The 24,911-nt window shown below is 44.9% G+C and carries 26 protein-coding genes; 20 read left to right on the forward strand and 6 right to left on the reverse strand.

Annotated features, from left to right (window positions below; all coding sequences use genetic code 11):
* The first annotated feature begins 6 nt into the window (after positions 1-6).
* The 9 genes from V7728_RS10430 (at position 7) to V7728_RS10470 (ending at position 7,108) form a co-directional block, all read left to right on the forward strand.
* A complete protein-coding gene (locus V7728_RS10430) occupies positions 7-1,137 on the forward strand; it encodes a sensor histidine kinase (RefSeq protein WP_082998916.1) in 1,131 nt (376 codons plus the stop codon).
* A gap of 4 nt (positions 1,138-1,141) precedes the next feature.
* On the forward strand, positions 1,142-1,786 hold the full coding sequence (locus V7728_RS10435; protein WP_082998917.1) for a response regulator transcription factor: 645 nt from the start codon (positions 1,142-1,144) through the stop codon (positions 1,784-1,786).
* Positions 1,787-1,927: 141 nt separating this feature from the next.
* Positions 1,928-2,863 carry an ABC transporter ATP-binding protein gene (locus V7728_RS10440; RefSeq protein ID WP_082998918.1) on the forward strand — a complete coding sequence of 312 codons (936 nt, stop codon included), beginning with the start codon at positions 1,928-1,930 and terminating at the stop codon, positions 2,861-2,863.
* Between the two features lie 8 nt (positions 2,864-2,871).
* Entirely contained in the window at positions 2,872-4,059 is a 1,188-nt protein-coding gene (locus V7728_RS10445) for an ABC transporter permease (RefSeq protein WP_082998919.1), read from the forward strand.
* Positions 4,056-5,198, forward strand: a complete 1,143-nt coding sequence (locus tag V7728_RS10450) for an ABC transporter permease (RefSeq protein WP_082998920.1) — start codon at positions 4,056-4,058, stop codon at positions 5,196-5,198. Before V7728_RS10445 ends, V7728_RS10450 begins: the two co-directional genes overlap by 4 nt.
* Before the next feature lie 13 nt (positions 5,199-5,211).
* Positions 5,212-5,391: a hypothetical protein gene (locus tag V7728_RS10455; RefSeq protein ID WP_032865246.1), complete on the forward strand. Its 180-nt coding sequence runs from the start codon at positions 5,212-5,214 to the stop codon at positions 5,389-5,391.
* Positions 5,392-5,494: 103 nt separating this feature from the next.
* Positions 5,495-5,971 (forward strand): DUF4879 domain-containing protein, encoded by a 477-nt coding sequence (locus tag V7728_RS10460; RefSeq protein WP_007408988.1) that lies wholly within the window; start codon positions 5,495-5,497, stop codon positions 5,969-5,971.
* A gap of 80 nt (positions 5,972-6,051) precedes the next feature.
* The gene (locus V7728_RS10465; protein WP_031378862.1) at positions 6,052-6,300 is read left to right on the forward strand and encodes a sigma-G-dependent sporulation-specific acid-soluble spore protein CsgA; all 249 of its coding nucleotides are present in this window, start codon (positions 6,052-6,054) and stop codon (positions 6,298-6,300) included.
* Between the two features lie 109 nt (positions 6,301-6,409).
* Positions 6,410-7,108, forward strand: a complete 699-nt coding sequence (locus V7728_RS10470) for a YqeB family protein (RefSeq protein ID WP_043021522.1) — start codon at positions 6,410-6,412, stop codon at positions 7,106-7,108.
* Positions 7,109-7,153: 45 nt separating this feature from the next.
* Here V7728_RS10470 and V7728_RS10475 read toward each other — a convergent pair whose 3' ends face one another.
* On the reverse strand, positions 7,154-7,414 hold the full coding sequence (locus V7728_RS10475) for a hypothetical protein (RefSeq protein WP_003156732.1): 261 nt from the start codon (positions 7,412-7,414) through the stop codon (positions 7,154-7,156).
* A gap of 185 nt (positions 7,415-7,599) precedes the next feature.
* On the opposite strand from V7728_RS10475, the gene V7728_RS10480 reads away from it, so the two are divergent.
* The 3 genes from V7728_RS10480 to V7728_RS10490 all read left to right on the forward strand — a co-directional run bounded on the left by V7728_RS10480 (position 7,600) and on the right by V7728_RS10490 (position 11,276).
* Entirely contained in the window at positions 7,600-9,219 is a 1,620-nt protein-coding gene (locus V7728_RS10480) for an APC family permease (protein ID WP_007408992.1), read from the forward strand.
* 531 nt (positions 9,220-9,750) lie between these two features.
* A complete protein-coding gene (locus tag V7728_RS10485) occupies positions 9,751-10,953 on the forward strand; it encodes a hypothetical protein (protein ID WP_082998921.1) in 1,203 nt (400 codons plus the stop codon).
* A gap of 74 nt (positions 10,954-11,027) precedes the next feature.
* Entirely contained in the window at positions 11,028-11,276 is a 249-nt protein-coding gene (locus tag V7728_RS10490; protein WP_041482172.1) for a DUF2651 family protein, read from the forward strand.
* 180 nt (positions 11,277-11,456) lie between these two features.
* On the opposite strand, the gene V7728_RS10495 is transcribed toward V7728_RS10490, so the two are convergent.
* Positions 11,457-12,344, reverse strand: coding sequence for a glycerophosphodiester phosphodiesterase (locus V7728_RS10495; RefSeq protein ID WP_007408993.1), 888 nt, complete (start codon positions 12,342-12,344; stop codon positions 11,457-11,459).
* Between the two features lie 95 nt (positions 12,345-12,439).
* Positions 12,440-13,774 carry a glycerol-3-phosphate transporter gene (glpT, locus tag V7728_RS10500; protein ID WP_003156725.1) on the reverse strand — a complete coding sequence of 445 codons (1,335 nt, stop codon included), beginning with the start codon at positions 13,772-13,774 and terminating at the stop codon, positions 12,440-12,442.
* Positions 13,775-14,108: 334 nt separating this feature from the next.
* Here glpT and V7728_RS10505 point away from each other — a divergent pair, with 334 nt between their 5' ends.
* On the forward strand, positions 14,109-14,351 hold the full coding sequence (locus V7728_RS10505; protein WP_007408994.1) for a DUF2651 family protein: 243 nt from the start codon (positions 14,109-14,111) through the stop codon (positions 14,349-14,351).
* A gap of 55 nt (positions 14,352-14,406) precedes the next feature.
* On the opposite strand, the gene hpaB is transcribed toward V7728_RS10505, so the two are convergent.
* The 3 genes from hpaB to V7728_RS10520 form a co-directional block, all read right to left on the reverse strand.
* The gene (hpaB, locus tag V7728_RS10510; protein WP_025284162.1) at positions 14,407-15,852 is read right to left on the reverse strand and encodes a 4-hydroxyphenylacetate 3-monooxygenase, oxygenase component; all 1,446 of its coding nucleotides are present in this window, start codon (positions 15,850-15,852) and stop codon (positions 14,407-14,409) included.
* Between the two features lie 150 nt (positions 15,853-16,002).
* Positions 16,003-16,428, reverse strand: a complete 426-nt coding sequence (locus V7728_RS10515; protein WP_072588752.1) for a hypothetical protein — start codon at positions 16,426-16,428, stop codon at positions 16,003-16,005.
* 72 nt (positions 16,429-16,500) lie between these two features.
* The gene (locus V7728_RS10520) at positions 16,501-18,672 is read right to left on the reverse strand and encodes a glycoside hydrolase domain-containing protein (RefSeq protein ID WP_082998922.1); all 2,172 of its coding nucleotides are present in this window, start codon (positions 18,670-18,672) and stop codon (positions 16,501-16,503) included.
* A 373-nt stretch (positions 18,673-19,045) separates the two neighbouring features.
* Between V7728_RS10520 and V7728_RS10525 the strand changes: the two genes are divergently transcribed.
* The 7 genes from V7728_RS10525 to V7728_RS10555 all read left to right on the forward strand — a co-directional run bounded on the left by V7728_RS10525 (position 19,046) and on the right by V7728_RS10555 (position 24,896).
* Positions 19,046-19,489: a hypothetical protein gene (locus V7728_RS10525; RefSeq protein WP_025284165.1), complete on the forward strand. Its 444-nt coding sequence runs from the start codon at positions 19,046-19,048 to the stop codon at positions 19,487-19,489.
* 264 nt (positions 19,490-19,753) lie between these two features.
* Positions 19,754-20,224: a helix-turn-helix transcriptional regulator gene (locus V7728_RS10530; protein WP_025284166.1), complete on the forward strand. Its 471-nt coding sequence runs from the start codon at positions 19,754-19,756 to the stop codon at positions 20,222-20,224.
* Positions 20,225-20,295: 71 nt separating this feature from the next.
* Positions 20,296-21,363, forward strand: coding sequence for an iron-containing alcohol dehydrogenase family protein (locus V7728_RS10535; RefSeq protein WP_082998923.1), 1,068 nt, complete (start codon positions 20,296-20,298; stop codon positions 21,361-21,363).
* A gap of 81 nt (positions 21,364-21,444) precedes the next feature.
* Complete coding sequence (purT, locus tag V7728_RS10540; RefSeq protein ID WP_032870218.1) at positions 21,445-22,599, forward strand: phosphoribosylglycinamide formyltransferase 2; 1,155 nt, start codon at positions 21,445-21,447, stop codon at positions 22,597-22,599.
* 476 nt (positions 22,600-23,075) lie between these two features.
* Complete coding sequence (gene pssA, locus V7728_RS10545) at positions 23,076-23,609, forward strand: CDP-diacylglycerol--serine O-phosphatidyltransferase (protein ID WP_007409002.1); 534 nt, start codon at positions 23,076-23,078, stop codon at positions 23,607-23,609.
* Positions 23,600-24,088 (forward strand): DedA family protein, encoded by a 489-nt coding sequence (locus V7728_RS10550; RefSeq protein WP_003156711.1) that lies wholly within the window; start codon positions 23,600-23,602, stop codon positions 24,086-24,088. Before pssA ends, V7728_RS10550 begins: the two co-directional genes overlap by 10 nt.
* Complete coding sequence (locus V7728_RS10555; protein ID WP_007409003.1) at positions 24,081-24,896, forward strand: phosphatidylserine decarboxylase; 816 nt, start codon at positions 24,081-24,083, stop codon at positions 24,894-24,896. Before V7728_RS10550 ends, V7728_RS10555 begins: the two co-directional genes overlap by 8 nt.
* The last annotated feature ends 15 nt before the right edge of the window (positions 24,897-24,911 follow it).

The raw sequence follows: 24,911 nt of genomic DNA on the forward strand, positions 1-24,911 counted from the left end.
AATTCGATGAAGATTGCACATACGAAGTTACTGATCAGGGGTTTTGCATTACTATCAATCTTTCATGCGATTCTTCAGCTTCCTCCCGGCCGGGGGGAGCTGAAGGTTTTTTTGTCTGTGCTCGTGATTATGCTGACGGCTAATGACTGCCTGCGGCCGCTATATATGAAGAGAAGGCCGGCTGTATATCAAGTCTCTTTTTTCCTGAGCAGCGTTATCGCGGGAGTTCTTTTGTACAATGTCTATAGTGTGGGGACACAGGCCGTAATGGTGCTTTTATTGGCGGAGGTGCTTATTACTGATAAGCAGATTTCGGCTGTTTTGTTAACGATGAATGCCGCCGCATTTGCCGCAGCTTTATACGCCGGCGGAGCGGGTGTCAGTGATATCGTGCCGCCATACTTCATCATGTTTGCGGTGATTTATTTATATCGGAGAAACCTGCAGGAGAAGTCGAAGGTTGAATTGCTGAACCGAGAGCTGAAGATCGCTAATGACACACTGAAGGAATATTCAGACCGGATTGAGGAACTGGCCGTTACGAAAGAAAGAACAAGAATTGCGCAGGAGCTGCATGATTCTCTCGGTCATTATCTGGCTGCTCTGAAAATGAATTTAGAATTTGCCGGGAAGACAGCCGGGCATCAGCCGGACAAAGTGAAGCAGATCATTCATAAGGCGCATGATCTTACGAAAGAATCCATTTTAAAGCTTCGCCAGGCCGTTATGCTGCTGCAGGGCTCTTTGCCGGGGCGGGGATTTGAGCAAGAGCTCCGTGACATTTTCAGCCATTTTCAAGAGGCGGGAGGCATACGCTTCGAGCTGGAGACGGACGCGGCCATAGAAGCGGAACAGCCGGATGTGAAGCATTGTCTTTATCAATCCGTTCAGGAAACGATTACGAATGCGATAAAGCATGGACATGCTTCATATGTTTCTGTCCGGATTCAAAAAAACCGAAACATGATATTGGCGCATATTCATAATAACGGCTCAGCCTGCGGAACGATCATAAAATCAAATGGTCTGAAAGGAATTGAGAAAAGAGCAGCCGCACTTGGCGGAGAGGCTGTTTTCTCGTCTGGGAAGGAAACGGGTTTTGACGTGAAAATAAGGATTCCATGCAAGGAGGAATAATCAAGTGAATGTCATGATTGCAGACGACCAGTCCATTGTGAGAGAGGGGCTGAAAATGATTCTGAGTCTTCATGAAGGAATTCAAATATCGGGAGAGGCTTCTAGCGGCGAAGAGGTTCTCCGGCTGCTTTCTCAAACCGAAACCGATGTGATTTTGATGGATATCAGAATGCCCGGTATGGACGGAATCGAAACGACAAAAGCGGTAAAAGCGCGATATCCGTCCGTAAAAGTCATCATTCTGACAACGTTTGAAGATGATCACTATATTTTTGCCGGGCTGAAAAGCGGAGCCGACGGCTATCTCTTGAAGGATGCTGATTCGGATGAAATGATCGACTCCCTTCAAGCCGTTTATGAAGGGAAGATGATGCTGAATCCCAAAATCACGGTTTCCGTCGTAAAAGCGCTGAACAATATGGAGATCCCTGCGGTGCAGAAAGAGCCGCGGACAAAGCTGAAGGAGATTCTGACGCCGAGAGAGCTTGATGTGGCAAAACACATTATGGAAGGCAAAAGCAATAAACGCATTGCCGCAGACTTATTTCTGACTGAAGGCACTGTGAAAAACTATGTATCCAGAATCCTCGATAAACTTGAAGTGTCAAACAGAACCGAGCTTACCTTATATTTGCAAAAATTGCTATAACCCCGCTTCACCCTCCTCTCTCCCTTTTTATCACTAAACATATGACGAAAGTAATACCCATATCGAGTACGAAAGTGAATAGAAAACAAGGATTGCCAAGAGTAGAATAAGTGCAGACATGACACAAGGAGTGCTGCACGAATGCTCGAATTAACGGATTTGACAAAGAAGTACGGCGATTTTACCGCTGTCAATCATATATCACTGCGCGTCGAAAAAGGAGAGATATTCGGTCTCCTGGGACCAAACGGCGCCGGTAAATCAACTACGGTGTCGATGATCAGCACCGTGCTCCCGCCGACGGGCGGAACAATCTGCATTGACGGAACCTCATTACAGGAGCAGCCTGCGGCCATAAAAAAAGTGATGGGAGTCGTCCCGCAGGAAATCGCTTTATATCAAGCATTAAGCGCAAAGGATAATTTGGCTTTTTTCGGGAGTCTGTACGGACTTTCCGGTAAGGAACTTTGTAAACGGGTTGATGAAGTGCTGGACATCATCGAATTACAGGAACAGCGACATCAAAGGATATCTGAGTTTTCAGGCGGCATGAAAAGACGGGTGAATATCGGGGCCGCGCTAATGAATGAACCGAAACTATTCATTTTAGATGAACCGACCGTCGGAATTGATCCGCAATCCAGACACCATATTCTTGAAACCGTGAAGACGTTAAATCAAGAAAAAGGGATGACCGTCATCTACACGAGTCATTACATGGAAGAGGTCGAATACCTCTGTGAAAAAGCGGCGATCATGGATCACGGCTCAATCATTGCCTGCGGGACGAAAGATGAATTGAAGCAGTCAGCCAAAGCCTCTGATACCCTGATCGTGAATGCAGAGGGGCTGAATGATGACGCCGTTAAAAAAATCCGCCGCATTCCCGGTGTTGCCGAGGCTGCTGTCAGCCAACAGACCATTACGATGCTCGTCTCTGCGGCAGATCGCAATATCCTTGATATTGCGGATGATATCAGGAAAACCGGTATCACCATTAAAGGCATTCATTTCGAGGAAGCCAATCTGGAAACCATTTTCCTCCGGCTCACCGGCAAAACGCTGCGGGATTCATAGGGGGCGTCATGAAAATATTATTCAGGCTGATCTTATTAGATTTTCGGTTATTGGCCGGAGCAAAGTCTTTCTATATAAAACTGATTCTGTTTCCGGCACTGATGATTTTTATTTTAGGAACGGTTTTTCACGGCGATTCGAAAGTGAAGCCATTTCAGACCGCCTTTTATAATGCGGATCACGCGGAGAGTTCTTTGGGCGACGTATTAAAGAATGACGTGCTGAAACAAACTGATCTCATCCGTGTAAAAGACATAGGCAGTTACCATGAAGGGAAACAGCTTGTCAAAAGCGGCAAAGTCTCCGTTTTTGTATACGTGCCGAAAGGCTTTGCAAAAGCGGCAGAACACAATGAAAAAACAAGTATCAAAGTCATCTCGGACCAACAAGGCTCTGTAAACGGAGACATTGTGGAAATGATGGCCGATTCGTTTGTCACCAGAGTAAAAGCGGAGATCAGTGAAGAAAAAGCGGTGCTGAAGCAGTCGGGACATCTGTCAAAGGGAGATGCCCGCAAAATCATCAGCGGCCTTTCGGGTGAACGTGAACTGGCTGTCACCATTCCGAAACAGTCGGCCGGCAATCACGCGGCTCCGATTGATGCGATGCAGTATTATTCAATCGCAATGGTCGTCATGTTCTCCATTATGACCGCGTTTGCGCTCATTCACGGGATAGTGGAAGAGAGACAGCAGCACACGTTATTCAGAATCAAATCAATGCCTGTTTTACGTATCCAGTACGTGGCGGGTAAGCTTTTGGGAATCATGCTTGCCATCCTTATGCAAATGGCTGCCGTCATCATCGCAAGCAGCATCTTGTATCAGGTAAAATGGGGCAATTTGTTTGAAATATTGCTGGTTACGATCGTTTATTCATTTGCGATCGGCAGTATCGTGCTTCTTTGGGGGTTTACTGCAAAAAACCACGAGACCGTCTCAAGCATGGCGGCTCCCATTTTATACGGATTCAGTTTTTTAGGCGGAAGCTTTATCGCAAAAGACGGCTTGCCTGACAGTTTGAAAATTGTCCAGGAACTGATACCGAACGGCAAAGCGATCAACAGCTATGTCAGTGTCACGCAGCATGCCGGTCTGAGCGGTATTGCGGCGGATTTGGCAGAGCTTGCCGCCATCGGCGCCGTGTTTTTATGTTTGACCATCTGGGTGTTTAAACGGAAGGAGGCTGTTTCATGACGCAGCTGTTATTCATGATCAGACATCAGCTGAAACTGATGCTGCAAAATCGGGCTGCCATCTTTGCGACGATTTCCGCCCCGCTCCTTCTCACATATTTCTTTTCCTTTTCTGCGGATGGCAGTCAGCAGAAGAAAGTATATGTAGCTGATGAGGATCAGAGCGCCTATTCAGCGCAATTTATGAAAATGATTCAGAAAGCCGGCCATATAAAATTCACGAAGGTCACGGAGGACGTATTAAAAACAAAGGTTCATCATCAGGATATATCCTTTGGATTGCTGATCGGCTCTCATTTTGAAGAGACGTTATTTTCCGGAGATGAATTGAACGTTTCATTTATTCAGAATGAAGAAAAGGGTGATGCTGTTTTGACAGAGCAGCTGATTGCGCAGCAGGCGGGCGCGCTGAAAAAAATAGTCCGCGATGCAAAAGTGATATCCCGCACGCTGCACACCGACGGGAAGCAGGCGGCAGCTGATCTCTTGAAGGATATTCAGGGTCATTCCGCCGTCAATGTTGACCGCCATCACGTTTATGAAGGCGGACAAGCAGCCGACAGACTTATCGGGTTTTTAGTGATGTTTATCTGGTTCGTTGCAGTCCAAAGCCTGCGATCATTTATAGATGAACAAGAAAATCATACATATGACAGATTGCTGAGCACGCCCGTTTCCTATACAGCATATGCAATCTCTAAGTTTGCGGCGGCGTATCTTTTCGGACTTCTCCATATTATCGTAATCCTCGCTGCCGGAACATTCATGCTGCATATCCGTTTTGCTGATCATGTTTTTGCTGCGGGAGCGGTGCTTGCGGCCTGCTCGTTTGCGCTGACTGCTGTAACGATGGCCGTGATACCGTTCATGAAGAGCCAAAAGCAATTCACGTCGCTTGCTTCGGTTTTTATAGCTGTCACGGGTTTATTGGGAGGGGCTTTCTTCACATTAGACGCGGCTCCGGAGTACATGCGCATGCTGTCGTTGTTTACTCCTGAAAAATGGGCGATCGGCGCGTTTCAAAACAATGGCGGAGGCAGCATGCAGATAGTGCCGCTGAGCCTGTTTCTTGCCGCCGGTGCAGCGTCATTGGTCTTATCACTTTATATGATAAGCCGTCATATGAAAAAAAACGGTTAGAAGGGTGGCTGCTTTGTATATGGCAGAAATGATCGGAATCATAGAATTGCTCGCGGGAGTTGCAATGAACGTATGGATCGGGCGGCTCGGAAAAACCTTTTTCGGTAAAGATGACAGAAGTTCGAGAGTCGTGTTAAGAATCTGCGGCATCTTTCTCATGATCAACGGCGTTTCAAGAGCGTTTCATATCTAGTTCACAAAGTGTTCCGGACTCTTTTATAAAATGTAATCTTTTTCCTTGTAAATCGTGTAAAATAGTATAGGATTCTACGAAAAGAATAAGAGGGGGAAGAAACATGAAAAAGAGACTCGTTATGCTATTCGCGGCGGCCGCCGCTGTTTTGTTGCTTGTGAGCGGGTTGTGGGCTCCATCAGCGTCTGCGGCGCCGGCTCCTGCTTTAACACAAATCCGTATTATCGGTGTGACGTCTGACGGTCAGAGTTACCAATGGGAAAATATCGGGCCGAACCAAATCAGCGCATCAAAACCGATGAAGGGTACAACGGGTTATTTAGCCGTATATTTCCAAGGGTATCCGAACAATAACACGATCCAGGCATTTAACAACGGAACGAATATTACAAATCTTACGTCAAAAGCGCTGGAAGATGAATATACGAAAAACGGCAATATCGTTACAGGCTACATTAAATATTACAGTGTTCCTCTTTCTTATGTCAGTTCAGGAACGTTCTCTTTCTCCGCAACGGGGCTGAACGGGCCGTACACGCCGTTAAGCAGCGGATTTTTCTCCATTCAGGTACAGAGTTAAAACAGCCGCCCGGTGCTTTCATGTATAGTTTTTCTCTCTTTCCGGGAAGCTATTCCTATAGAAAAGGGAGGGCTTACATGATGGACAGGACACTCGGATATTTGCGCGAGTCGCTTTCGAACCACTTGGAGCATGATGTGTGCCGAGGGATTTATAAAAAGCTTCAGGTGAAGCATTATGCAAATGAGGGCGAGTTTGTGAAAGATCTAAATGATTTGGAAATGGATGCGCTGAATCAGCTGCTTGAAAAGGAAATCAAATATGCTGAGAACGAGCAGGATGAGAAGCGCACGATGGAATTGAATGAAGTATATGAGCTCCTGTTTTAAAAAGCCTCCCGGCGGTCGGGAGGCTTTTTATTGTTTCGGAAACAGTTTACAGAATCATCCAACCCTTTGTATAATGGATAGTTGTGAAAAACACAGACGGAGGAGAAACATGAACGAAATAAAAAAACAGACGGTTCTTGAGTTGTCATCGGTTGAAAAAACTTTGGTTTTTCTGGTGCCGCCATTATTGGGGCTGGTCATCGGATGGTTTCTGCCGGTCATTGCGAAGTGGGCCGTAACATTGGATTGGCTGCCTTTTCACGGGCCGCTGGACATTATCGCTTCTTTTCACGGATGGAAGGCTGCGGCTGCAACCGCCGTTATCGGCTTAATCGGGGGAGTGTGGCTGACGCGGGCAGCTTTTAAAGAAACTCTTGTGGCAGTCGTGACGGACAGCGAGGTGTCCTTAACCATATATAATGAAGAAAGCGTGTTTTCGAAAGACAGCATTTCCGGTGTGTTTACGGATGAAAAGCATCTTGTCTTATTGGGGACTAAAGGGCAGGAGCTTTTTCGGGAGAAGCTTGAGCCCGCGGTTGAAAAAGCGGCTGATGCGTTTCGCGCGCATGGGTATATCTGGCTGGGGACGGAAGATCCTTTTAAAGAAGAATACAAACGGTGGGTGCCGGACACGCCGGATTTGGAGCCTGGGGCAAATGCTCTTTTAAAAGCGAGAGAAAAGGCGCTGAAAGAGGAGGAAAAGGCTGATGCGAAAGAGCTGAAAGCGGAAATATCCAAACTGGGCATTACCGTGCGGGAGAAAGGATCGCGCCAATATTGGCGGATCTATCAAACGCCGTCTGCATAAAAAAAGCTGCCGCCGTTTGATACGGCCGGGCAGCCCGGGAACAGATTATTTCTTCTTGTCATCATAATATTGAACCGGGTACATGGAGCCTTCGGATACCATTTTGTTATCTTCAATATCTTCGGGATGCGGGTTGCCTGCTTTGTTGACGGGGAATGATTCAATATCCTGCTTCCCGGAGAGCGATGTTTTCATATTGCGGATAAAGTTCATCACCTTTTGGCGGTTTGATTTATCTTTGAGCAGGTAGGAAGTCACTCCGACAGTCGACACGGCAAGTCCTGAAATGAGCAGTTTTTGTTTCACGATAAAAACTCCTTTCTATTTCTGGCTTGCAGTAGTTATTCCCGCTTAACGGCTGTTTAAACATCGGAAGGGTAATTTTGGCTTTCTGCTTTAATGCGATAAAGATTGACAAAACTATTTTCAGAATAATATTATAAATATATGATAGCGCTGGAGTCATATTTTAATTGAAAGGTGTTAACTTTATGAATCAATTACATCGCAGAATGGGAACGTTTGCACTCATGATGGTCGGACTTGGGTCGATGATTGGCTCCGGTTGGTTATTCGGGGCGTGGCGGGCGGCTCAGATTGCGGGACCTGCCGCAATTATTTCCTGGATTATCGGTATGATCGTTATTTTGTTTATCGCACTTTCTTACAGTGAATTGGGTTCAATGTTCCCGGAAGCCGGGGGAATGGTAAAATATACTCAATATTCTCATGGATCATTTATTGGATTTATCGCAGGATGGGCAAACTGGATTGCGATTGTTTCCGTTATTCCGGTGGAAGCGGTTGCGTCTGTTCAATACATGAGCTCATGGCCGTGGGAATGGGCAAAATGGACAAGCAATCTCGTTCACAACGGCACTCTTACGGGAGAGGGGCTCGGCTTCGCATCCGTATTACTGATTATTTACTTTTTACTGAATTATTGGACAGTTAACTTATTTTCAAAAGCGAATTCATTGATTACCATCTTTAAAATCATTATTCCGGGGCTGACAATCGGAGCGTTGCTGTTTACCGGTTTTCACGGCGGAAACTTCACATCCGGTTCAAGCATTGCGCCGAACGGCTGGGCAAGCGTGCTGACGGCGGTGGCCACATCAGGTATCGTATTTGCGTTTAACGGGTTTCAAAGCCCGATTAATATGGCCGGAGAAGCAAAAAATCCCGGCAAATCGATTCCGATTGCGGTTGTCGGTTCGTTGCTGGTCGCAACCGTCATTTACGTCCTATTGCAAATCGCATTTATCGGTGCGGTTGAACCTTCCATGATCGTTCACGGCTGGAGTCACCTGAACTTCAACTCTCCATTTGCCGATTTGGCGATCGCATTGAATATCAACTGGCTTGTCATTATTCTTTATGCGGATGCGTTCGTATCTCCGTCAGGAACGGGTATTACTTATACCGCTACGACGTCCCGCATGATTTACGGCATGGAAAAAAATAAATATATGCCGAGCATTTTCGGAAAGCTTCATCCGCTGTACGGCGTGCCGCGCCAAGCGATGATTTTCAACCTGGTCGTATCGTTTATCTTTCTGTTTTTATTCAGAGGATGGGGCGTGCTTGCTGAAATCATTTCCGTTGCGACGCTGATTTCTTATATCACGGGTCCCGTGACGGTGATGACGCTGCGGCGGACGGCGGCGGATTTGTACCGGCCTCTCCGTCTGAAAGGCCTCAGCGTGGTTGCACCGCTCGGCTTCGTGTTCGCGTCTCTCGTGCTGTATTGGGCGCGCTGGCCGTTAACAGGGCAGGTGCTGTTTATCATTTTGATCGGCCTTCCGATTTATTTCTACTACCAAGCGAAAGCGAAGTGGAAAGGATTCCGCAGAAACTTTAAAGGCGGGGTCTGGATGGTTGTCTATCTGCTCAGCATGATGGTCATTTCATGGCTCGGAAGTGAAAAATTCGGCGGTCTGAACATCATTCCGTACGGCTGGGATATGGGGCTGATCGCAATCGTTGCCCTTGCCTTCTATGCGTGGGCGCTGAAGAGCGGATTCAAGACTGAGTATTTGAAAGACGCCAAAGCAATCAATGATCAATTAAAAGGCGGACAGGCCGAAGCCGCTGCCGGAAAAGAGTAATGATTAATAAAAACCTTGCGGGAACGTTCCCGCAAGGTTTTTTGATCGGGCAAAAAAACATGGGTTCGATACAGACGTGACGATGAATGAGAAAGCCTAACGACAGGCAACCAGGGACAGTATTCTTTTTTTCTCATGATTTCTCCGCCTTATCAATAACTGTCTTCCATACTAAAGAATGAATCTAAAAGATATGTTGGGCAACTATTAATCTTTTATGTTTCTTCTTCTCCATGCTTCATCTTTTTCCTGTACTCCAAAGTCAAAGTTTTAGAGACAAAACAAATAATTAACCATAGAATAAATACAGTACGTAAGTTGAGATTACAATAATTGTATAATAAATTAAAATATAGGAAAGTAAATAGTTAGGGATAATAAGTATGAAAACGCGAAAATTAGGACTGGGCGTCTACCCAAGAGACATCAGAGATTCCGATTATACAAAAACTATCAAAACATTTAGATGAATTATTTTCACTCCCTAAGTTTATTTAGGGAGTCATATTATTTTAAGGAGAGAGATTATATTTGAACAAGATTAAGTGGCTTATTATAATTGCGGTCATAGTATTAATAGGTATATTTATATGTATTGGAACTTTTAAATATACTAATTCAGTTTCTAATGTTAAACAAACTGAAAAAGAAAAGGAAAAGTATTTCTTGAATGATAAAATTGCAGCTATATATTATTCAGCTACAATAGATTATCCTAAAGATGGGAGTTATACTGTATACATTGATGAAAAAGGAGCAGCAACAGCTGTAAAAGGAGATGCTATTGAGGTTGGAACCATTGCACAAGATGAAAAAAACATAGTTAGACAGGACAAAAAAGAAGTTTATATGATAGGCGATAACTTTAAAAAATTCCCGATGCAACATCAAGTACATACAAGTTATGGGCAATCATCAGGCCATTTAATAAAAGAAAATATCTTTTATTTTTTGAATAATCAAGGAGTCGGTGAAAACCATTATAATAGTTTAATTAGATGGGGTAACGGCAGTGGATTTCATGAAAAGATTATTCCGGGTTTCTATACAAGTACTGGTAATGACGGTGAATATATTTACGTGATAAATGAAGATTCTTCAATTAAAACACCGACTTTTCAGGGTATTAAAATAGATAAAGATAAAGTTACAGTAGGGAAAGGAACAACAATTCCTGTATTAAATGAAGAAAATTGGAGTGTTTATTCACAAATAATAGTTAAAAAAGGCTCAGCCTTTTTTATACTATATAACCAAACGGATAAATCAAACAAAGTACAATTCAAAGTAGCAGAAATTGATTTAAAGCATAAAAAGTTTAAAGGGGCATATCCTTTAGGCAGTTATCATATCCCTGATGAAATTTCTCAACTGGCAATTCCTCTTTCCACTAATAACTTTTTTGTGAAAAATGACACTTTATATCATTTGGCAGCTAATTCAATACTTTATACTTTCGATCTGAAAAGTATGAAGCCGGGAAAAAAAATCCCGTTAAATAGGTCGACAAAATTTGAAAACCAAGCAAAATTCACTTATTTTGACGAGTCTAAAATTTTCTTGTTAGAAATAAGCAAGGGTGGGAAATATGTGATTAATTCTTACTCTTATAAAAACGGAAAAAAATTAAAATCTACTCCTGTCAGAGGACTTGAAAAAATTATTAACAATACCCATGTTTCTGAATATGACTTTTTTATGATTAAGAAAAACAAAGAAGTTTGGAGTGATTAGATACATTTTTTAAATCGCTAGACAGCTGAGTGAGTATATTTAAAGGGAAATTAAATTCACAAAGGAGAATAATAATGGATGAGCTAGATCTTGCTTTTGGTATTTTACCACTTTCTATTATCGTCTTATCGATTATATTCACTTATATTTTCAAAAAAGTCTATATAATGCCGCTTGTCAGTATAGTTGTTTCAGTCATATTAATGTTCACTGTTTTTAATCTATCCTTCTGGGGATGGGTGGTTGTCTATGGTTTAGTATCACTTGTATTATCGTCTATTACAAATAGTATAAGAAAGAAACTAGATAATAGAAATAAATAATTATATTCCTTTGTTTAAAAAGGTATCACAAGTAATTCATCATTACAGTGATACCTTTTTACAATTAAGGTGAGTCTCAGCCTTTTAATAATATGCTCCGCCCGCTACATAACCCATGATGGCGTTTGCATGATCGGGCAAAAACATGGGTTCGGCATCATCTCCGAACCCATGCTGGCTTTATGATTTGTATTCTTTTTTAACCTTTTGGAATATATCCGCATAGTTGGTAAACACACCGGTTACGCCCCAATTCAGCAGACGGCGCATGTCCGCCTCGCTGTTTACGGTGTAAGGATGAAGCAGAAGGCCGTGGCTGCGAATGTTTCGGACATTTTGAGCGTTCAGCGCTTTGTAATCCGGTCCGATTCCGACGGCATATGTTTTAATGTCCGTTAAATCTGCGTCAGTCATTGACGTCATCTGTTCCGCTTCAAGTAATTGGACGGCGGGAAGTTTCGGATCGAGCTGTTTGATTTTCAGAAGGCTGTCCCTGCTGAAAGACTGAATGATAACTTGTCCAAGTTTCGCATGCTTACCTGCCAATTTGTATTTTTTCAGTGAAGCGATCAGTTTTTCTTCCATACCCGGATATGTTTCGGGCGCCTTTGTTTCAATATAATAGTTTGCATGTCTGCCGAACCGTTTTAACACGTCATCAAGTGTGGGAACGCGAAGTCCGGCGTATTGCGGTTTTGCTTTTTCCGGATAGGCCTTATTGAACCAAGAGCCGGCGTCGAGCTTTTGAATCTCGGCTAATGTATGATCCTTCACCCAGCCTTGTCCGTTTGTGGTGCGGTCCAGTTTTTCATCATGCATGACGATCAGCTTGCCGTCTTTTGTCATTTGTAAATCCAGCTCAATATAGTCAGCCTTCATTTTTTGCGCAGTTTCATAAGAAAGGATCGTGTGCTCCGGGACATACCCCGAAGCACCGCGATGGGCAATGGTCAAAATTCTGTCAGGAGACAAGAGGTTTCCTTTTCCCGCTGCCGATACAGGCGTGACGATGAATGACAATAAACCGAATGAAAGCAATACCAAAGCAAACAATTTATGTTTCCGCATGTTTTCTTCCCCCTTAAAAATCAATATCTGTCTCTAGTGTAGAAAATCGTTGTAAATGCTGTACTGCAAAAATATTAATCTTTTATGTTGTTTTCTTACACATGCTCCGCCCGCTTGCCCGTATTCCACGTCATAGCCAAGAAGACGATGGACAGCACGCATGAGGAGATAAGCATGATAAAGCCGCCGTTCCAGTCAAAGCGGTCTACGACATAACCCATGATGGCGTTGGCGAAAGCAGAGCCTCCGATGTAGCCGAAAAACCCGGTTAAGCCGGCTGCCGTTCCCGCCGCTTTTTTAGGCGCAAGGTCAATGGCCTGAAGCCCGATCAGCATGACAGGTCCATAGATTAAGAAGCCGATGCTGATCAGCGCGATATTATCGATGAGCGGATGACCGGCAGGGTTAAGCCAGTAGACCAATACAGCGATAAATACGCCGGCCATGAACAGTACGCCTGCCGGCGCGCGGCGGCTTTTGAAAAACCGGTCGCTGATCCAGCCGCACAAAATCGTTCCCGGAATTCCCGCATATTCATAAAGGAAATAAGACCATCTGGAATCTTCAGGAGAGAACCCTTTCGCTTCCGTCAAATAAGTCGGCGCCCAGTCAACGACACCGTACCGTACGAAGTAAACAAAGACATTGGCAAATGCGATATACCACAGAAACTTATTATTCAGCACGTATTTGAAAAGAATTTCTTTGGTCGTCATCTCTTTTTCCTGGTCTTTGAACGCATGTTTCGGATAGTCATTCCGGTATTCTTCAATCGGCGGAAGCCCGCAGGATTGCGGCGTGTCCCGTACGAGAAGAACAATCACAAATGAAATGACGATGGCGATAATCGCCGGAAAGAAAAACACGCTTTTCCAAGTAACAAACATGGCGATGCCGAGAGTCACGAGCGGGGCGAGAATACCTCCGCCTATGTTATGGGCGACATTCCATATCGACATTTTCGTGCCGCGTTCACTGATGGAAAACCAATGAGCCATCGTCCGTCCGCAAGGCGGCCAGCCCATTCCTTGAAACCATCCGTTAATAAACATAAAAATAAACATAATCGTCACGCTTGACGTGACCCACGGCATGGAAACAAATAAAATGTTTACCACACCTGACAAAAACAGACCCGTCGCAAGGAAATACCTCGGGTTGCAGCGGTCAGACACCATCCCCATAATAAATTTACTGAAGCCGTAAGCGATTGATACGGCCGCAAGCACCAAGCCAAGTTCCCCTTTTGAAAACCCTTGTTCCTGAAAATAAGGAATAGCGAAGGCAAAGTTTTTGCGAAGCAAATAATACCCGGCATACCCGATGAAAATCCCCAAAAATACTTGCAGCCTGAGCCGCTTATAGGCCGCATCCGTCTTTGAATCATCCAATCTCTCAATATGCGGAGCCGGCTTAAACAATTGAAACATCATATCCTCCCCTTTGCTGAACGTCTATCATGATGTATGTATGACTCCTTTCCTTGAAAATGACAAAAAGAACCAGAAATCACCCTTGTGAAAGGGCGGGGTTTCCTGGTTCTCCTCATCTCCATCCAAAAATCATTAACTTGTGTATGATAGCGCTTTCTTAAATTATCATAGTCTGACGTGAATGTAAACGCTTTAAGGAAAGTTTTCATTTTTTTGAATAAATAACCGGAGGGAAAATCAGCCGGAGCGCGAAAGATTTGAAGTACTCGATTTTGTACTCAGGCATAAGATGTGTTAGGCCGGACTAAGAAAAGCGAAGGGAGTGCATCTGTTGATTGATGAATTGGATTTTGCGTTCGGTGTTCTGCCGCTTTGTATCATCATCTTGTCAGTCGCCGGAACGTACCTGTTTAAAAACGCGTTCATTATGCCGGCTGCCGCTTTGGCCGTTTGCCTTATATGCACCTTTACCGTATTGAATTTCTCGTTTATCGGGTGGGCCGTCGTGTATACGCTTGTCTCTTTCGCGTTATCGCATATTACGATGGTGGTGATCAGCCAAAATAAAAAATAGGATCGGCGGCAGCCGATCCAGCTATCATAAGCAGAGATGCGCTCTCTGCTTTGTTTTATTTATGAATGTGCAGGAATTCCTTGATGACCGCGGTCTGTTCTTCTTTCGGATAGCTTCTGTACAGATGGCTGGTTAAGCGGACGGGGTCACCGAAGAAGTACCGCTCATATTGTGTCTGTCTTGTTCCGAAGGGGCTCATGGTCAAATCCCATGCGAGGCGGAACACTTTTACCCGGTCCTCAGCGTTCAATTCGGCCGCCTGCAAATATTGGTCAAGGTCTCCTCTGATGTCAGAACGGAACGCTTTTTCAGTCGGCAAAGTCACCATTCCGCTTGCCCCGATCAGCTGAATGATTTCCGTGAAGCGCGGGTAGATGTCGGGAAAAATCGCGCTGACCACACGAAGCGGAGTGACACTCGGACGCATATAACCCCATTCATCTGTTTCCGCATCATTCTCCGACTTTTCCAAAAGGGCTTTCATCGTTTCCAGACCGGTGATGATTTCAGCCATCTTAGCCTGAATATGCTGATATTCGCCCACATCTATCGCTTCGACAAGCGTTTGGGCGAGGCCCAGGAGAAACTCCGTCTTTACAATTTGTCTCGTGATGACTTGATGAAATGCGAAGGCGTTAAAAGAGCTTTTCATATTAAAATCAAAAGCCGCCTCGTAATTATTATAAAAAAATACGCGTTCCCAAGGGACCAAAACGTGATCAAATACAACGATAGAATCCATTTCTTCATATCTTGAGCTGAGCGGATAATCAAACGATGATTTTCCGAGTACGAAAGATTCCCTGCAGATGAATTTTACTCCCTTTGTATTGGAAGGGATTGAAAAAGCGAACGCTTCATCCGATTCAAAATACATTTTAGGCAGAGAAACCACGAGCACTTCATCCGTCAGGCCGCCTTGTGTGGCTAAAATCCGGGCGCCGTGTATGATGAGGCCTTTTTCATTTTTATCGACGACTTTTGCCGAGATAGGTGTCGGCGATACGTTTACACCCATTTGTGAACGATTCACCTGAGGGGTGATAAACGTGTGCGTAAAAGAAAGATCCTGTGCAGCAGCGCGTTCGTACAGCGCTTGAACATGTTCCGGAAAACAATGATCGCGGTCTTTCAAAAGCGCGGCAGAGGAGGCGAAGCTCATCAGCACGGTATTCATATAATCCGGGCTTCGTCCCATCATTCCGTGCGTGTGTCTGGCCCAATGTTCGAACATGTTTCTTCTTCTTTTTACGTCTTCTTTCGTTTTCGGCTGCAGGTATGAAAGCCCGGCCCGTTCTTTTTTACCGGGAAGACTGTAAGTCATTTGATCTTTCATGTCCGGTTTCGTTTGCAAATCATAAAGAGAGCGCTTCGTTTCCAGAAGGCCCTTAAATGCGGGATGTTCAGAAATCTGTCCCTCGATCTTTTCACCATCAAGCCAAATCTCATTTCCAAGCTGATTTAATCGGTCAATGAACATTTTTCCATTAATGATACCCATCATGTCGCCCTTCTTTCTTTGCAGATCCACTACCTCATTATATTGAAAACGAAATTGGGTGTTCCGGTTATTTCCAAAGGGGAAGAGCCTTTTTTGATAAGGGGGGTGACGGGATTTCATAATAAAAAAACCCCTTAAGCAGAGGGGTTTTTAACTGATCATGTCTTTGTATCGTTGTTCGAGGACAAAGTCTATCATTCCGGTGATACGGGTGTTTTCAGATTTTTGTCTGAAACGGTCAGACACTTGGATTTTTCTTGAAAACGGAAATACAGCAATAACCCAAACAAGGCCGGCCAGGCCGAAAACCATCTGCAGAGCCATTTCAATCAAATCATTAAAATGAGTGCTGAAAAAAAAGATATATAACGTGATGAATGTGACTGTACATACGATTTTGACAGTATGTTGGAAGGTGAGGGGCGGTTCAGTGAAACACATTTTCATTTGATTCAGTGTGAGCGAATCTTGTTTCATTAAGTATGTAAGCAGTTCTTTGTCATTTTGACTTCGCGGAATCAAATCGGTTTCTATTTTTTGAACGGTTTCCTTGTATGTCTGCATATCAATCTTCATGCGAATCCTCCTTTAGAAATAACTCCAAGAACACTCATTGAGCATTCCTGGAGCAAGGAGCTGCCTGTTCAATTATAGAAATAGTGATAAAACCGTGCTGAACAAGGCTGCAGCTCCTCCTAATTCAGGTGCTAAAACGACTAGAGCACCGATCCCTACAATAACAATAATTCCTGCGCCTGCAATAGCCATGGTATTCACGACAGAATCCCAATCCGGAGAGTACACTTTTTCGGAATCCGGCAACCTGAAGCTCTTTTGTTTTATTTTAAATGTAATGGTAGTTGTTAGTCCAGTTGTAGCACTGTCACCGACCGGAATATCAGTATAAATTTTAAATTGAATATTCAGCGATCCCGCAGCCGGATTGACATACACTTCTAAATAACCGTTGCGGACTGACAAGCTCAGACTGTTAAGCAGGTTTTGATAGGAATCAATTTGTGATGCTGTAAAAGAGACTTGTGAATCCCCCATCAGACCGGTAATATAAGCTCCCGGTTTGCCATTTGTAATGGTAACTGTGTTGGGAGAACCTTCGCTTGGCACTGTTGCCAAAAGTGAAGTAGATAAAAGAATATCCATTTCAGGTGATGCATAAATGGTTTCTGTCTTGTCGAATTCAAACATGGCATTCGCAAGATTCGATATATTTTCTAAAGCAGGAATGGTTGTTAAAATATCCGTCAGTGTGCGCAGTCTTGCATCATACACAGGATCAGAAGGCGGATGGACGCTGCTTGCACCCGAGTCTTTCCCGGAGTATCCGTCTTTGTCAATGGCGACTTTTCCCGCTCCGCTTCCGATCGTTCCTTCATAAAATTGATCAAAAGCCCAGTTTTTCGGCATCGGGTATCCGAGGTTGCCGCTGAATCCGGTCGACATGTTAGCCGTAAAGCTATATTTGGTCAGACCTGCTTCTGACGTCCGGATACAAATGTTTCTCGGTCCGTATACCCCGATTTCATATTTCGGCGCAGTTGAGAACGCCTGCATTTTCATAAAAGCTGACTTGATTTCTTGGAAGTAAGGAATGATTTTATCCGTGACTTCATAATCATACGCATCGAAATCGACCGCAAAGTAAATGGTCGTTCCTGACGGAAAACCTAATCTTCGGGCGGCTGATGCAGCGCTGTACGCATCTCTCGTTCCTTGGTCTTTTACAAAATAAGAAGATTCATAGCCGCCGTCCTGATAAATCGGAAACACGCTTAAGCCGGCATTGAAAATCGTGGAAAGTTCTTTTGACGTTAACGCTTTCGATGTCAGTCCGCTGCTTGTCCGCACATTCCCGGTCAGATATCTTCCCACGATCTTATAGCCATTCTCACGCAAAGTTTTAGCCGTATCTGCCGTCAAAATGGTAGCGGTGTCACAAGCTGAAGCAGCCCGCGTTGTGTCGCCTGAGCTTGATAATAAAGCTTTAATCGTCGGCATGTCCGCATAACCGGTCTGCGGCAGGCACATAAACTTTTGGAAAGCTTTCACTGCCGATACAACTCCGACGCCGTATTTTCCGTCGAATTCACCGGGATCAAACGCTTCCCCATTACAGTAAAGCGCGTATTGGACAATCAAAACAAAGCCTGTCCGTGAATCGCCGGGAGTCAAGGTAGGGCATAAGCTGGTCGTGCCGTTTCCGAAAAATCCATTGGCGACGCTTGTGCTCATGCCTTCTTCTTTTTGCAGGGCATAAATGAGAGCCTTGTTTGTATCGCGGGCGTATAAGCCGTCACAAGGCATCAAGCCGATGTAGTCATTGTAATCCCGGTTCAGGTTCTGCTGGATTTGGCGGATTCTTTTGTCGCCTCCCGCTACTAATCGAAAAGCGCTCATATCCAGCAAGGCTTTCATAATGAGTGCCGTGACGATGCCGTCTTGCTTAGTGAGCCCGGCCGCTTTTTGAAACTCTTTTACAGCCCTTTCGGTATTTTCATAGAAAACGCCTGAAAATCCGCCGGGGTTAAAACCTTTACACCACAGCGCCCCCTGCAGAATGTAATTCATGTTTGTCGGCTTAGAATCGGGAGCCTGCTTTTTCAACGGCTTAAACAATCTTTGTGTCGTCGGTCCGAAGTTATCGGCAGGTTCTGAAATACCAAGCTCAATTTGAAGCGCCCGTGTCAGACCGTAAATGGTATCCCAGCCCGTTTTTCCGTTTTCCGGCACTTTGTTGTACCCGTGTCTGCCTTTGTACGTCTCATTCAGCCATTGTTGTGTTTCCAGGACCATTTCGTCCATTGCAATCCCTCCATTATGTGTATTGTGCGTTCATTCATAGGTGGCAAACGTATGACAGTTTGTCATGGGTGCAGGGGTTTATCCAAGGAGAGCCCCATCACGGCAGCAGAACAAACGCCGAAAGAGAGGCATTGATAGGAAAAGACCTCGCTATGACAATTGATACAAAAACAACAAAATGAATAGCGGTTTAAAGTAACTTTATCACTTAATCAAAAATGACAAGAATCATAAGTAGTAGTCATATAGTCATTTTAAGGGCTGTTCACATCTCCTCCTGCGGTCAAAATGGTTAGTTGGACGGATTTATGATTGGCTATATTGTCATTAACATAAATAGGGTAAATAGTTACAGGAAGGAAGGATTTTCTCGATGAAAAGCAAAAAGATTTTTAAGTCGCTCATCATTATTTTTACTCTTTTAATCAGCGGAATTGGTTTTATGGGTTTTTCTTCTCCGCAAAAAGCAGAGGCTAAAGACTGGCTTCATACTTATAAAAGCGGGTATTTCACTAACTATGTGATCAATACATATCACCCTAAATTCACTAAAACGACAAAAAAGTACACCTTGAGAGCCGTGACTTTTAAATCCAACAGTAAAGGGAAGGGCACGTATAAAATATACGTCCAAAAGCAAGTCAACGGCAAAGGTGCCTGGAAAACAATCAAAACCGCCAATGCAAAGAAAAATGGAACGACTTATTTTGAAACACCTTCGTTGAAAAAAGGAGATTCATACAGATTTAAATTGGTCAATCAGGGTTCGAAAAAACGTGTCAATTATAGTGCAAGATGGATTGTATTCGCTTCATAATGCTGATCTTCCGGTCTATAAAGTTTTAGCTGCTGCAGCTGCGGCAGCTTTTTATTTTGTCCGGAGCTCAACCGCCAGGGAGCCAGCACCTGTCTCTTCGGGCGTGCGTTTGTATTTCACCGCATCATTCTGGATTATGCGGAAAGGTACATTGCTTCAATGATAAGCCAATCCAGGGTTCTTTTGATTCGTTTGAAAATGTTCTGATATAAAAAAGGCGTGCCGCGGTGTAAAATGGCTATATTGATAAATATGGAGGTTGAGATGGATCAAGATTATATGACTGAGCTTGTCTCAGTCCAGCTGAAGAAAATCCGGTCGGAGAGAGGCTACACACAGGAGAAAATGGCGGATGTGATCGGTCTTTCTAAAAAGTCGCTGGTGCAGATTGAGAAAGGGCGGGCGCTTGCGGAATGGCCGCATGTTGTGGCGGTTTGCGCGCTTTTCAGATCAAGTGAAACACTGCAATCCGTATTAGGAGATGATCCGCTGGAGGTCATTGAAACGGTTGCTCACCGCACAATTGACAGGCCGAAGGGGAAGACGATGGGCGGCAAGGTGTGGTGGAAAGCCATCGAGAAAAAAGGCGAGTTCCGCTTGCAGCAGCATTTGATTTCCCACCATTACCGCATCCTTGATTCTTATGATGATCTGTGGTTCAGCAGTTTTGAAAAGGCAGAGGCTTTGGAGCGGCTTGATGAGCTGTTTTTGGAGGCGGAAGAAACGAAGCGCTAAGCACCTCCGGTTGATGTATTTTCTGACAAGTGGGAAAATATATATAAATTCCAGCCAAAGGAGAGATTCGAATGAAGCCTGAAGATATCGTCCGAAGCGGCCCGAATCAGTACATATGCAAGGAAGGAATCGCAAAAGAACTTCCGGGGCTGCTGGAGACATTCAGAAAACCCGTTATTGTGACCGGAATCAAATCCTATCAGGCGTTCTCCGATTACGGCGGCGGTTCTTCCTGGGATGTGATTCAGCATAAAGGATACTGTTCACCTGAGGCGGTGCGTAAGGTCTGTGAGCAGGCGGAAGACGCGGATGTGATCATCGGTATCGGAGGCGGCACGATATTGGATTTGGCAAAAGCGGCGGCAGACCGGCTTGATATTGAAGCTGTGATGGTTCCTTCCATTGCGGGGACGTGTGCGGCAAGTACGCCGTTGAGTGTCATATATGATGAGAGCGGCAATTTTATCAGAGTTGATTATCATAAGCGTTCAAGCTATTTGACGCTTGTTGATCCGCTGTTTTTGCTTTCCTCTCCCATTGAATATATGAAAAGCGGGATCGGTGATACGCTGGCGAAATGGTATGAGGCCGAGGCGGTCATCAGAAATACGGAGGCGGCGCCGCTGATGGCGCAGGCGGGTCTGAGACAGGCGGAATATATCCGTAATCTGTTATTGCGTTACAGTGAAGCGGCCGTCGGAAGCATGGAGAAAGGCGAGCTGTCCGTGCCGTTCATCCATACGGCGGAAACGATCATTATGCTTGCGGGGACGGTCGGCGGGTATGGCGGCCGTTTGTGCAGGATGGCAGGGGCGCATGCGGTCCACAACGGACTCAGTTTTCTTCAGGAGACACATCAGGTGCTGCATGGCCAGAAGGTTGCTTACGGCATATTGGTGCAACTCGCGCTTGAGAATCGGAGACCTGAGATTGAAGAGCTGCTTCCGTTTTACCGCCGGCTCGGTTTCCCCGTCAGTCTCTGTGATCTCGGTATCCTTGACAACCATGAGGAAGCCAAGCGCCGCATTGCTTCTCACGCCTGCCGGGCGGAAGAATCGTTATGCTTAATGGGGCAATATCGCGAGAAGGATGTGTCAGCTGCGATTGAATCGCTCGAATCAGCGCAAAAGACAGGATAGAGCTTGTTATCTATCTTGTCTTTATTTTTTGAATATTTCCGTTATAATGAGTGGGGTATAGAAAGGGAGGGGCCAAAGGACATGTATCAGGCGAAGAAGATGTTGTTATTAGGATCAGGCGAGCTGGGGAAAGAAGTCGTCATTGAAGCGCAGCGGCTCGGGGTTGTCACTGTAGCCGTTGACAGCTATGAGCATGCTCCCGCCATGCAGGCCGCGCACAAAAGCTATGTGATTGATATGCTTGATAAAGCGCAGGTCAGAGAAGTCATTGAGAAAGAAAAACCGGACTTGATCGTGCCGGAAGTGGAAGCCATTGCGACGGATGAGCTGCTGAAGCTTGAGGAAGAAGGTTTTCACGTCATTCCGAATGCGCGTGCGGCAAAGCTGACGATGGACCGTGAAGGCATCAGACGGCTTGCGGCAGAGACGCTTCATCTTCCGACTGCCGGCTATGAATTCGCGAATACATATGAAGAATTTAAAGAAGCGGCGGAAACAATCGGCTTTCCGTGCGTGGTAAAACCGCTGATGAGCTCTTCCGGAAAAGGGCAAAGCGTGTGCCGCTCGGCTTCCGGGCTGAAAAGCTGCTGGGACATGGCGATGGAAGGCGGCCGGGTGAAAAACGGCCGGGTCATCGTTGAGGAATTCATTCCGTTTGAATCAGAAATCACTCTTCTGACAGTGCGCGCGGCGAACGGTACGTCCTTTTGCGCGCCGATCGGACATGAACAAAAAGACGGTGACTATATTGAATCATGGCAGCCTCATCATATGACGGAACAGCAGATCAAAGAGGCGAAACACATTGCGAAAAGCATAACGGACGAGCTCGGCGGATACGGTTTGTTCGGGGTGGAGCTTTTCCTTACTGAAGATAAAGTATATTTCAGCGAGGTGTCTCCCCGTCCGCATGATACGGGGCTCGTTACGCTTGTAACGCAAAATTTGTCAGAGTTTGCGCTGCATGTCCGCGCGGTATTGGGATTCCCGATTCCGGAAATCACTCAGCTGTCGCCGGGGGCAAGCCGTCCGCTGAAGGCGCCAAAAGAGCTTGCTGATTATGCGGTTGAAGGTTTGGAAAAGGCTTTGGGGGTAAAAAGCACTCAGGTCCGCGTATTCGGTAAACCCGTCACGAAAGTAGGACGCCGTATGGCGGTTGCGCTTTCTGCAGCTGAGACCGTTGAAGAAGCCAGAGAAAGAGCGGCCGAAGCACTCAGTCATTTATCAATTACATAAAATGATCTTAAAAGGCGTTTTTACCGTAATGGTAAGGCGCCTTTTTTGTTTGGCAGACTATATACTGGAAAACGGGGTTGTGAGATAATGTATGAGGCCGTTTTGTGCCGGCTTTTTAATTCATGAAACTTTTTATGTCCGCAATCGTTATATGTAATGTTCTCATTTCACGGAGAAGGAAATAACAATACATCATACGGCTTTTCATTCATCAAGAACGGACAATCCGGATCGCGGCATGGAATATTTAAGCAGGGTAATCCGGAATAGAGGAATCCATGATTGCTTACCTTAATATGAACGGCGAAAAAACAAAAATCACCAGATTAGATTGTTCAAATAACACCAAATGCTGTATAATAAAAGAATTTGAATGATAGCATTGAAAGAATTTCATTTTATGTTTCCGTAAAATGGAGCCTTTATGTATACGCAGTCCGATTTGATATGGTTTTAATTGGAGGTTTGTGTAAACTGTGAATTATATACCTAGTATGATTACAATTGGAAATTTTATTTGCGGGCTCTTATCGATTCATTCCCTTTTGTATCATAATATACACTCTGCGGTGATCTTTATTTTCACCGGGATGTTTCTTGACTTCTTTGATGGTTTGGCCGCCCGTAAGCTGAACGCGGTATCGGAGATGGGAAGGGAGCTTGACTCTTTTGCTGATCTCGTGACGTTCGGCGTTGCGCCGTCCATGCTCGCTTACAGTGTTTCACTATATACGATTCCGTTCATCGGAATTTTAATCGCGCTTTCCTACAGTATCTGCGGGATGATCCGTCTTTCCAGATTTAATATTGAACAAAGCAAGCTGCCGACGTTTATCGGGATGCCGATTCCGTTTGCGGGTATGTGTCTTGTCATTTTGAGCTTTATCAATAACGCTTTTCTTCTGGGGGCGGGAACGATCGCGCTCGGTTATTTAATGGTCAGCAACATTAAATTTCCGCACTTTAAAAAACAGGCGCCTGAAAACCTGGAGAGCAGAAGATGGAATTAGTTCAGCAATTAATATCCGATTACGGATATATCGCGATTTTTCTTATGCTGACACTCGGTATTATCGGATTGCCTATTCCGGATGAAGTCATGATGACGCTTGTGGGCTACTTCGCTCATTTAAACGTGCTGAATTACGGGCTCTCCATTCTGATCAGCTTTATCGGAGCGCTTCTGGGGATGATTATCAGCTACTTCATCGGCAGAAAAGCCGGCCGGCCGTTTATTAATAAGTTCGGGAAATGGGTCGGCCTGAAGGAAAAGAGGATGGAGAAAGTAGACAGGTGGATGAAGAAGTACGGGCCGTACACCATTATTTTAGGTTATTTCATCCCCGGCATCAGACACGTGACCTGCTACTTTTCCGGAATCGGCAGAATGGAATTCAAAACCTACTTATGCTTCGCCGCCATCGGAGCGTTTTTATGGTGTTTTATTTTTATTACTATAGGAAAATTCATAGGAGTAATCAATGTTTAATACTGCCGCTAAAGTTCTCTACCGTTCATTGATTGAACTGACTAATAATCGATTGACGTCTTATCTCATTAAAAACTTCTGTGAATCGAAACTGAGCAAGCCGATGATTCCGCTGTTTTCCAAACACTATCGCATCAACTGGAATGAAACGGAACGTACGGCTTCTGACTTTGATTCACTGGCGTCATTTTTCATTCGTGATATTAATTTAAATCTCCGCCCCGTGGCAAAAGAAAAGAACGCCATCGTCAGCCCGGTGGACGGTGTCGTTCAGACGGTTGGCATGATTAAACCCAATCAAACTTTCATGGTAAAAGGGAAGGATTATTCGTTCGCCGAACTGACGGGGTTTAAAAGCGCCGATCACAAGTATAACGGCGGGTGTTTTGCCGTGCTTTATCTGAGCCCGAGACATTACCACCGCTTCCATTCTCCCGTCAGCTGCACGTATCAGAAGCTGGCCGAGCTGGGGAAACGCTCCTATCCCGTTAATACGATGGGGTTAAAGTACGGGAAAGACGTGCTCTCAAAAAATTACCGTTATGTGTACGAGCTGACCCGTGCTGACCAGCAGATGCTCATGATTCCGGTAGGTGCGATGAATATTAACTCGATCGTTCAGACAAACACCGGAAACAGGCTTGAGACGGGGGAAGAGCTGGGCTATTTTTCATTTGGATCGACCGTTATTTTAGTATTCGAGAAAGATATGTTTACCCCTTCGGATAACCTGACTGAAGGCCGTGAATTACAGGTCGGCCAGATCATCGGTTATGCGGAGTCACAGGAGGAGGCGTCCGCTTTATAAAAGCTGCTCCTCTTT

This window comes from Bacillus sp. JHAA (assembly GCF_036961585.1).
GTDB classification, from domain to species: Bacteria; Bacillota; Bacilli; order Bacillales; family Bacillaceae; genus Bacillus; species Bacillus velezensis.

Coding starts and splice junctions, on each gene's coding strand:
- V7728_RS10430 (WP_082998916.1), top strand. CDS start 7: ATGAAGATTGCACATACGAAGTTACTGATCAGGGGTTTTGCATTACTA.
- V7728_RS10440 (WP_082998918.1), top strand. CDS start 1,928: ATGCTCGAATTAACGGATTTGACAAAGAAGTACGGCGATTTTACCGCT.
- V7728_RS10445 (WP_082998919.1), top strand. CDS start 2,872: ATGAAAATATTATTCAGGCTGATCTTATTAGATTTTCGGTTATTGGCC.
- V7728_RS10450 (WP_082998920.1), top strand. CDS start 4,056: ATGACGCAGCTGTTATTCATGATCAGACATCAGCTGAAACTGATGCTG.
- V7728_RS10460 (WP_007408988.1), top strand. CDS start 5,495: ATGAAAAAGAGACTCGTTATGCTATTCGCGGCGGCCGCCGCTGTTTTG.
- V7728_RS10465 (WP_031378862.1), top strand. CDS start 6,052: ATGGACAGGACACTCGGATATTTGCGCGAGTCGCTTTCGAACCACTTG.
- V7728_RS10470 (WP_043021522.1), top strand. CDS start 6,410: ATGAACGAAATAAAAAAACAGACGGTTCTTGAGTTGTCATCGGTTGAA.
- V7728_RS10480 (WP_007408992.1), top strand. CDS start 7,600: ATGAATCAATTACATCGCAGAATGGGAACGTTTGCACTCATGATGGTC.
- V7728_RS10490 (WP_041482172.1), top strand. CDS start 11,028: ATGGATGAGCTAGATCTTGCTTTTGGTATTTTACCACTTTCTATTATC.
- V7728_RS10495 (WP_007408993.1), bottom strand. CDS start 12,344: ATGCGGAAACATAAATTGTTTGCTTTGGTATTGCTTTCATTCGGTTTA.
- glpT (WP_003156725.1), bottom strand. CDS start 13,774: ATGTTTCAATTGTTTAAGCCGGCTCCGCATATTGAGAGATTGGATGAT.
- hpaB (WP_025284162.1), bottom strand. CDS start 15,852: ATGGGTATCATTAATGGAAAAATGTTCATTGACCGATTAAATCAGCTT.
- V7728_RS10515 (WP_072588752.1), bottom strand. CDS start 16,428: ATGAAGATTGATATGCAGACATACAAGGAAACCGTTCAAAAAATAGAA.
- V7728_RS10520 (WP_082998922.1), bottom strand. CDS start 18,672: ATGGACGAAATGGTCCTGGAAACACAACAATGGCTGAATGAGACGTAC.
- V7728_RS10525 (WP_025284165.1), top strand. CDS start 19,046: ATGAAAAGCAAAAAGATTTTTAAGTCGCTCATCATTATTTTTACTCTT.
- V7728_RS10530 (WP_025284166.1), top strand. CDS start 19,754: ATGGATCAAGATTATATGACTGAGCTTGTCTCAGTCCAGCTGAAGAAA.
- V7728_RS10535 (WP_082998923.1), top strand. CDS start 20,296: ATGAAGCCTGAAGATATCGTCCGAAGCGGCCCGAATCAGTACATATGC.
- purT (WP_032870218.1), top strand. CDS start 21,445: ATGTATCAGGCGAAGAAGATGTTGTTATTAGGATCAGGCGAGCTGGGG.
- V7728_RS10550 (WP_003156711.1), top strand. CDS start 23,600: ATGGAATTAGTTCAGCAATTAATATCCGATTACGGATATATCGCGATT.
- V7728_RS10555 (WP_007409003.1), top strand. CDS start 24,081: ATGTTTAATACTGCCGCTAAAGTTCTCTACCGTTCATTGATTGAACTG.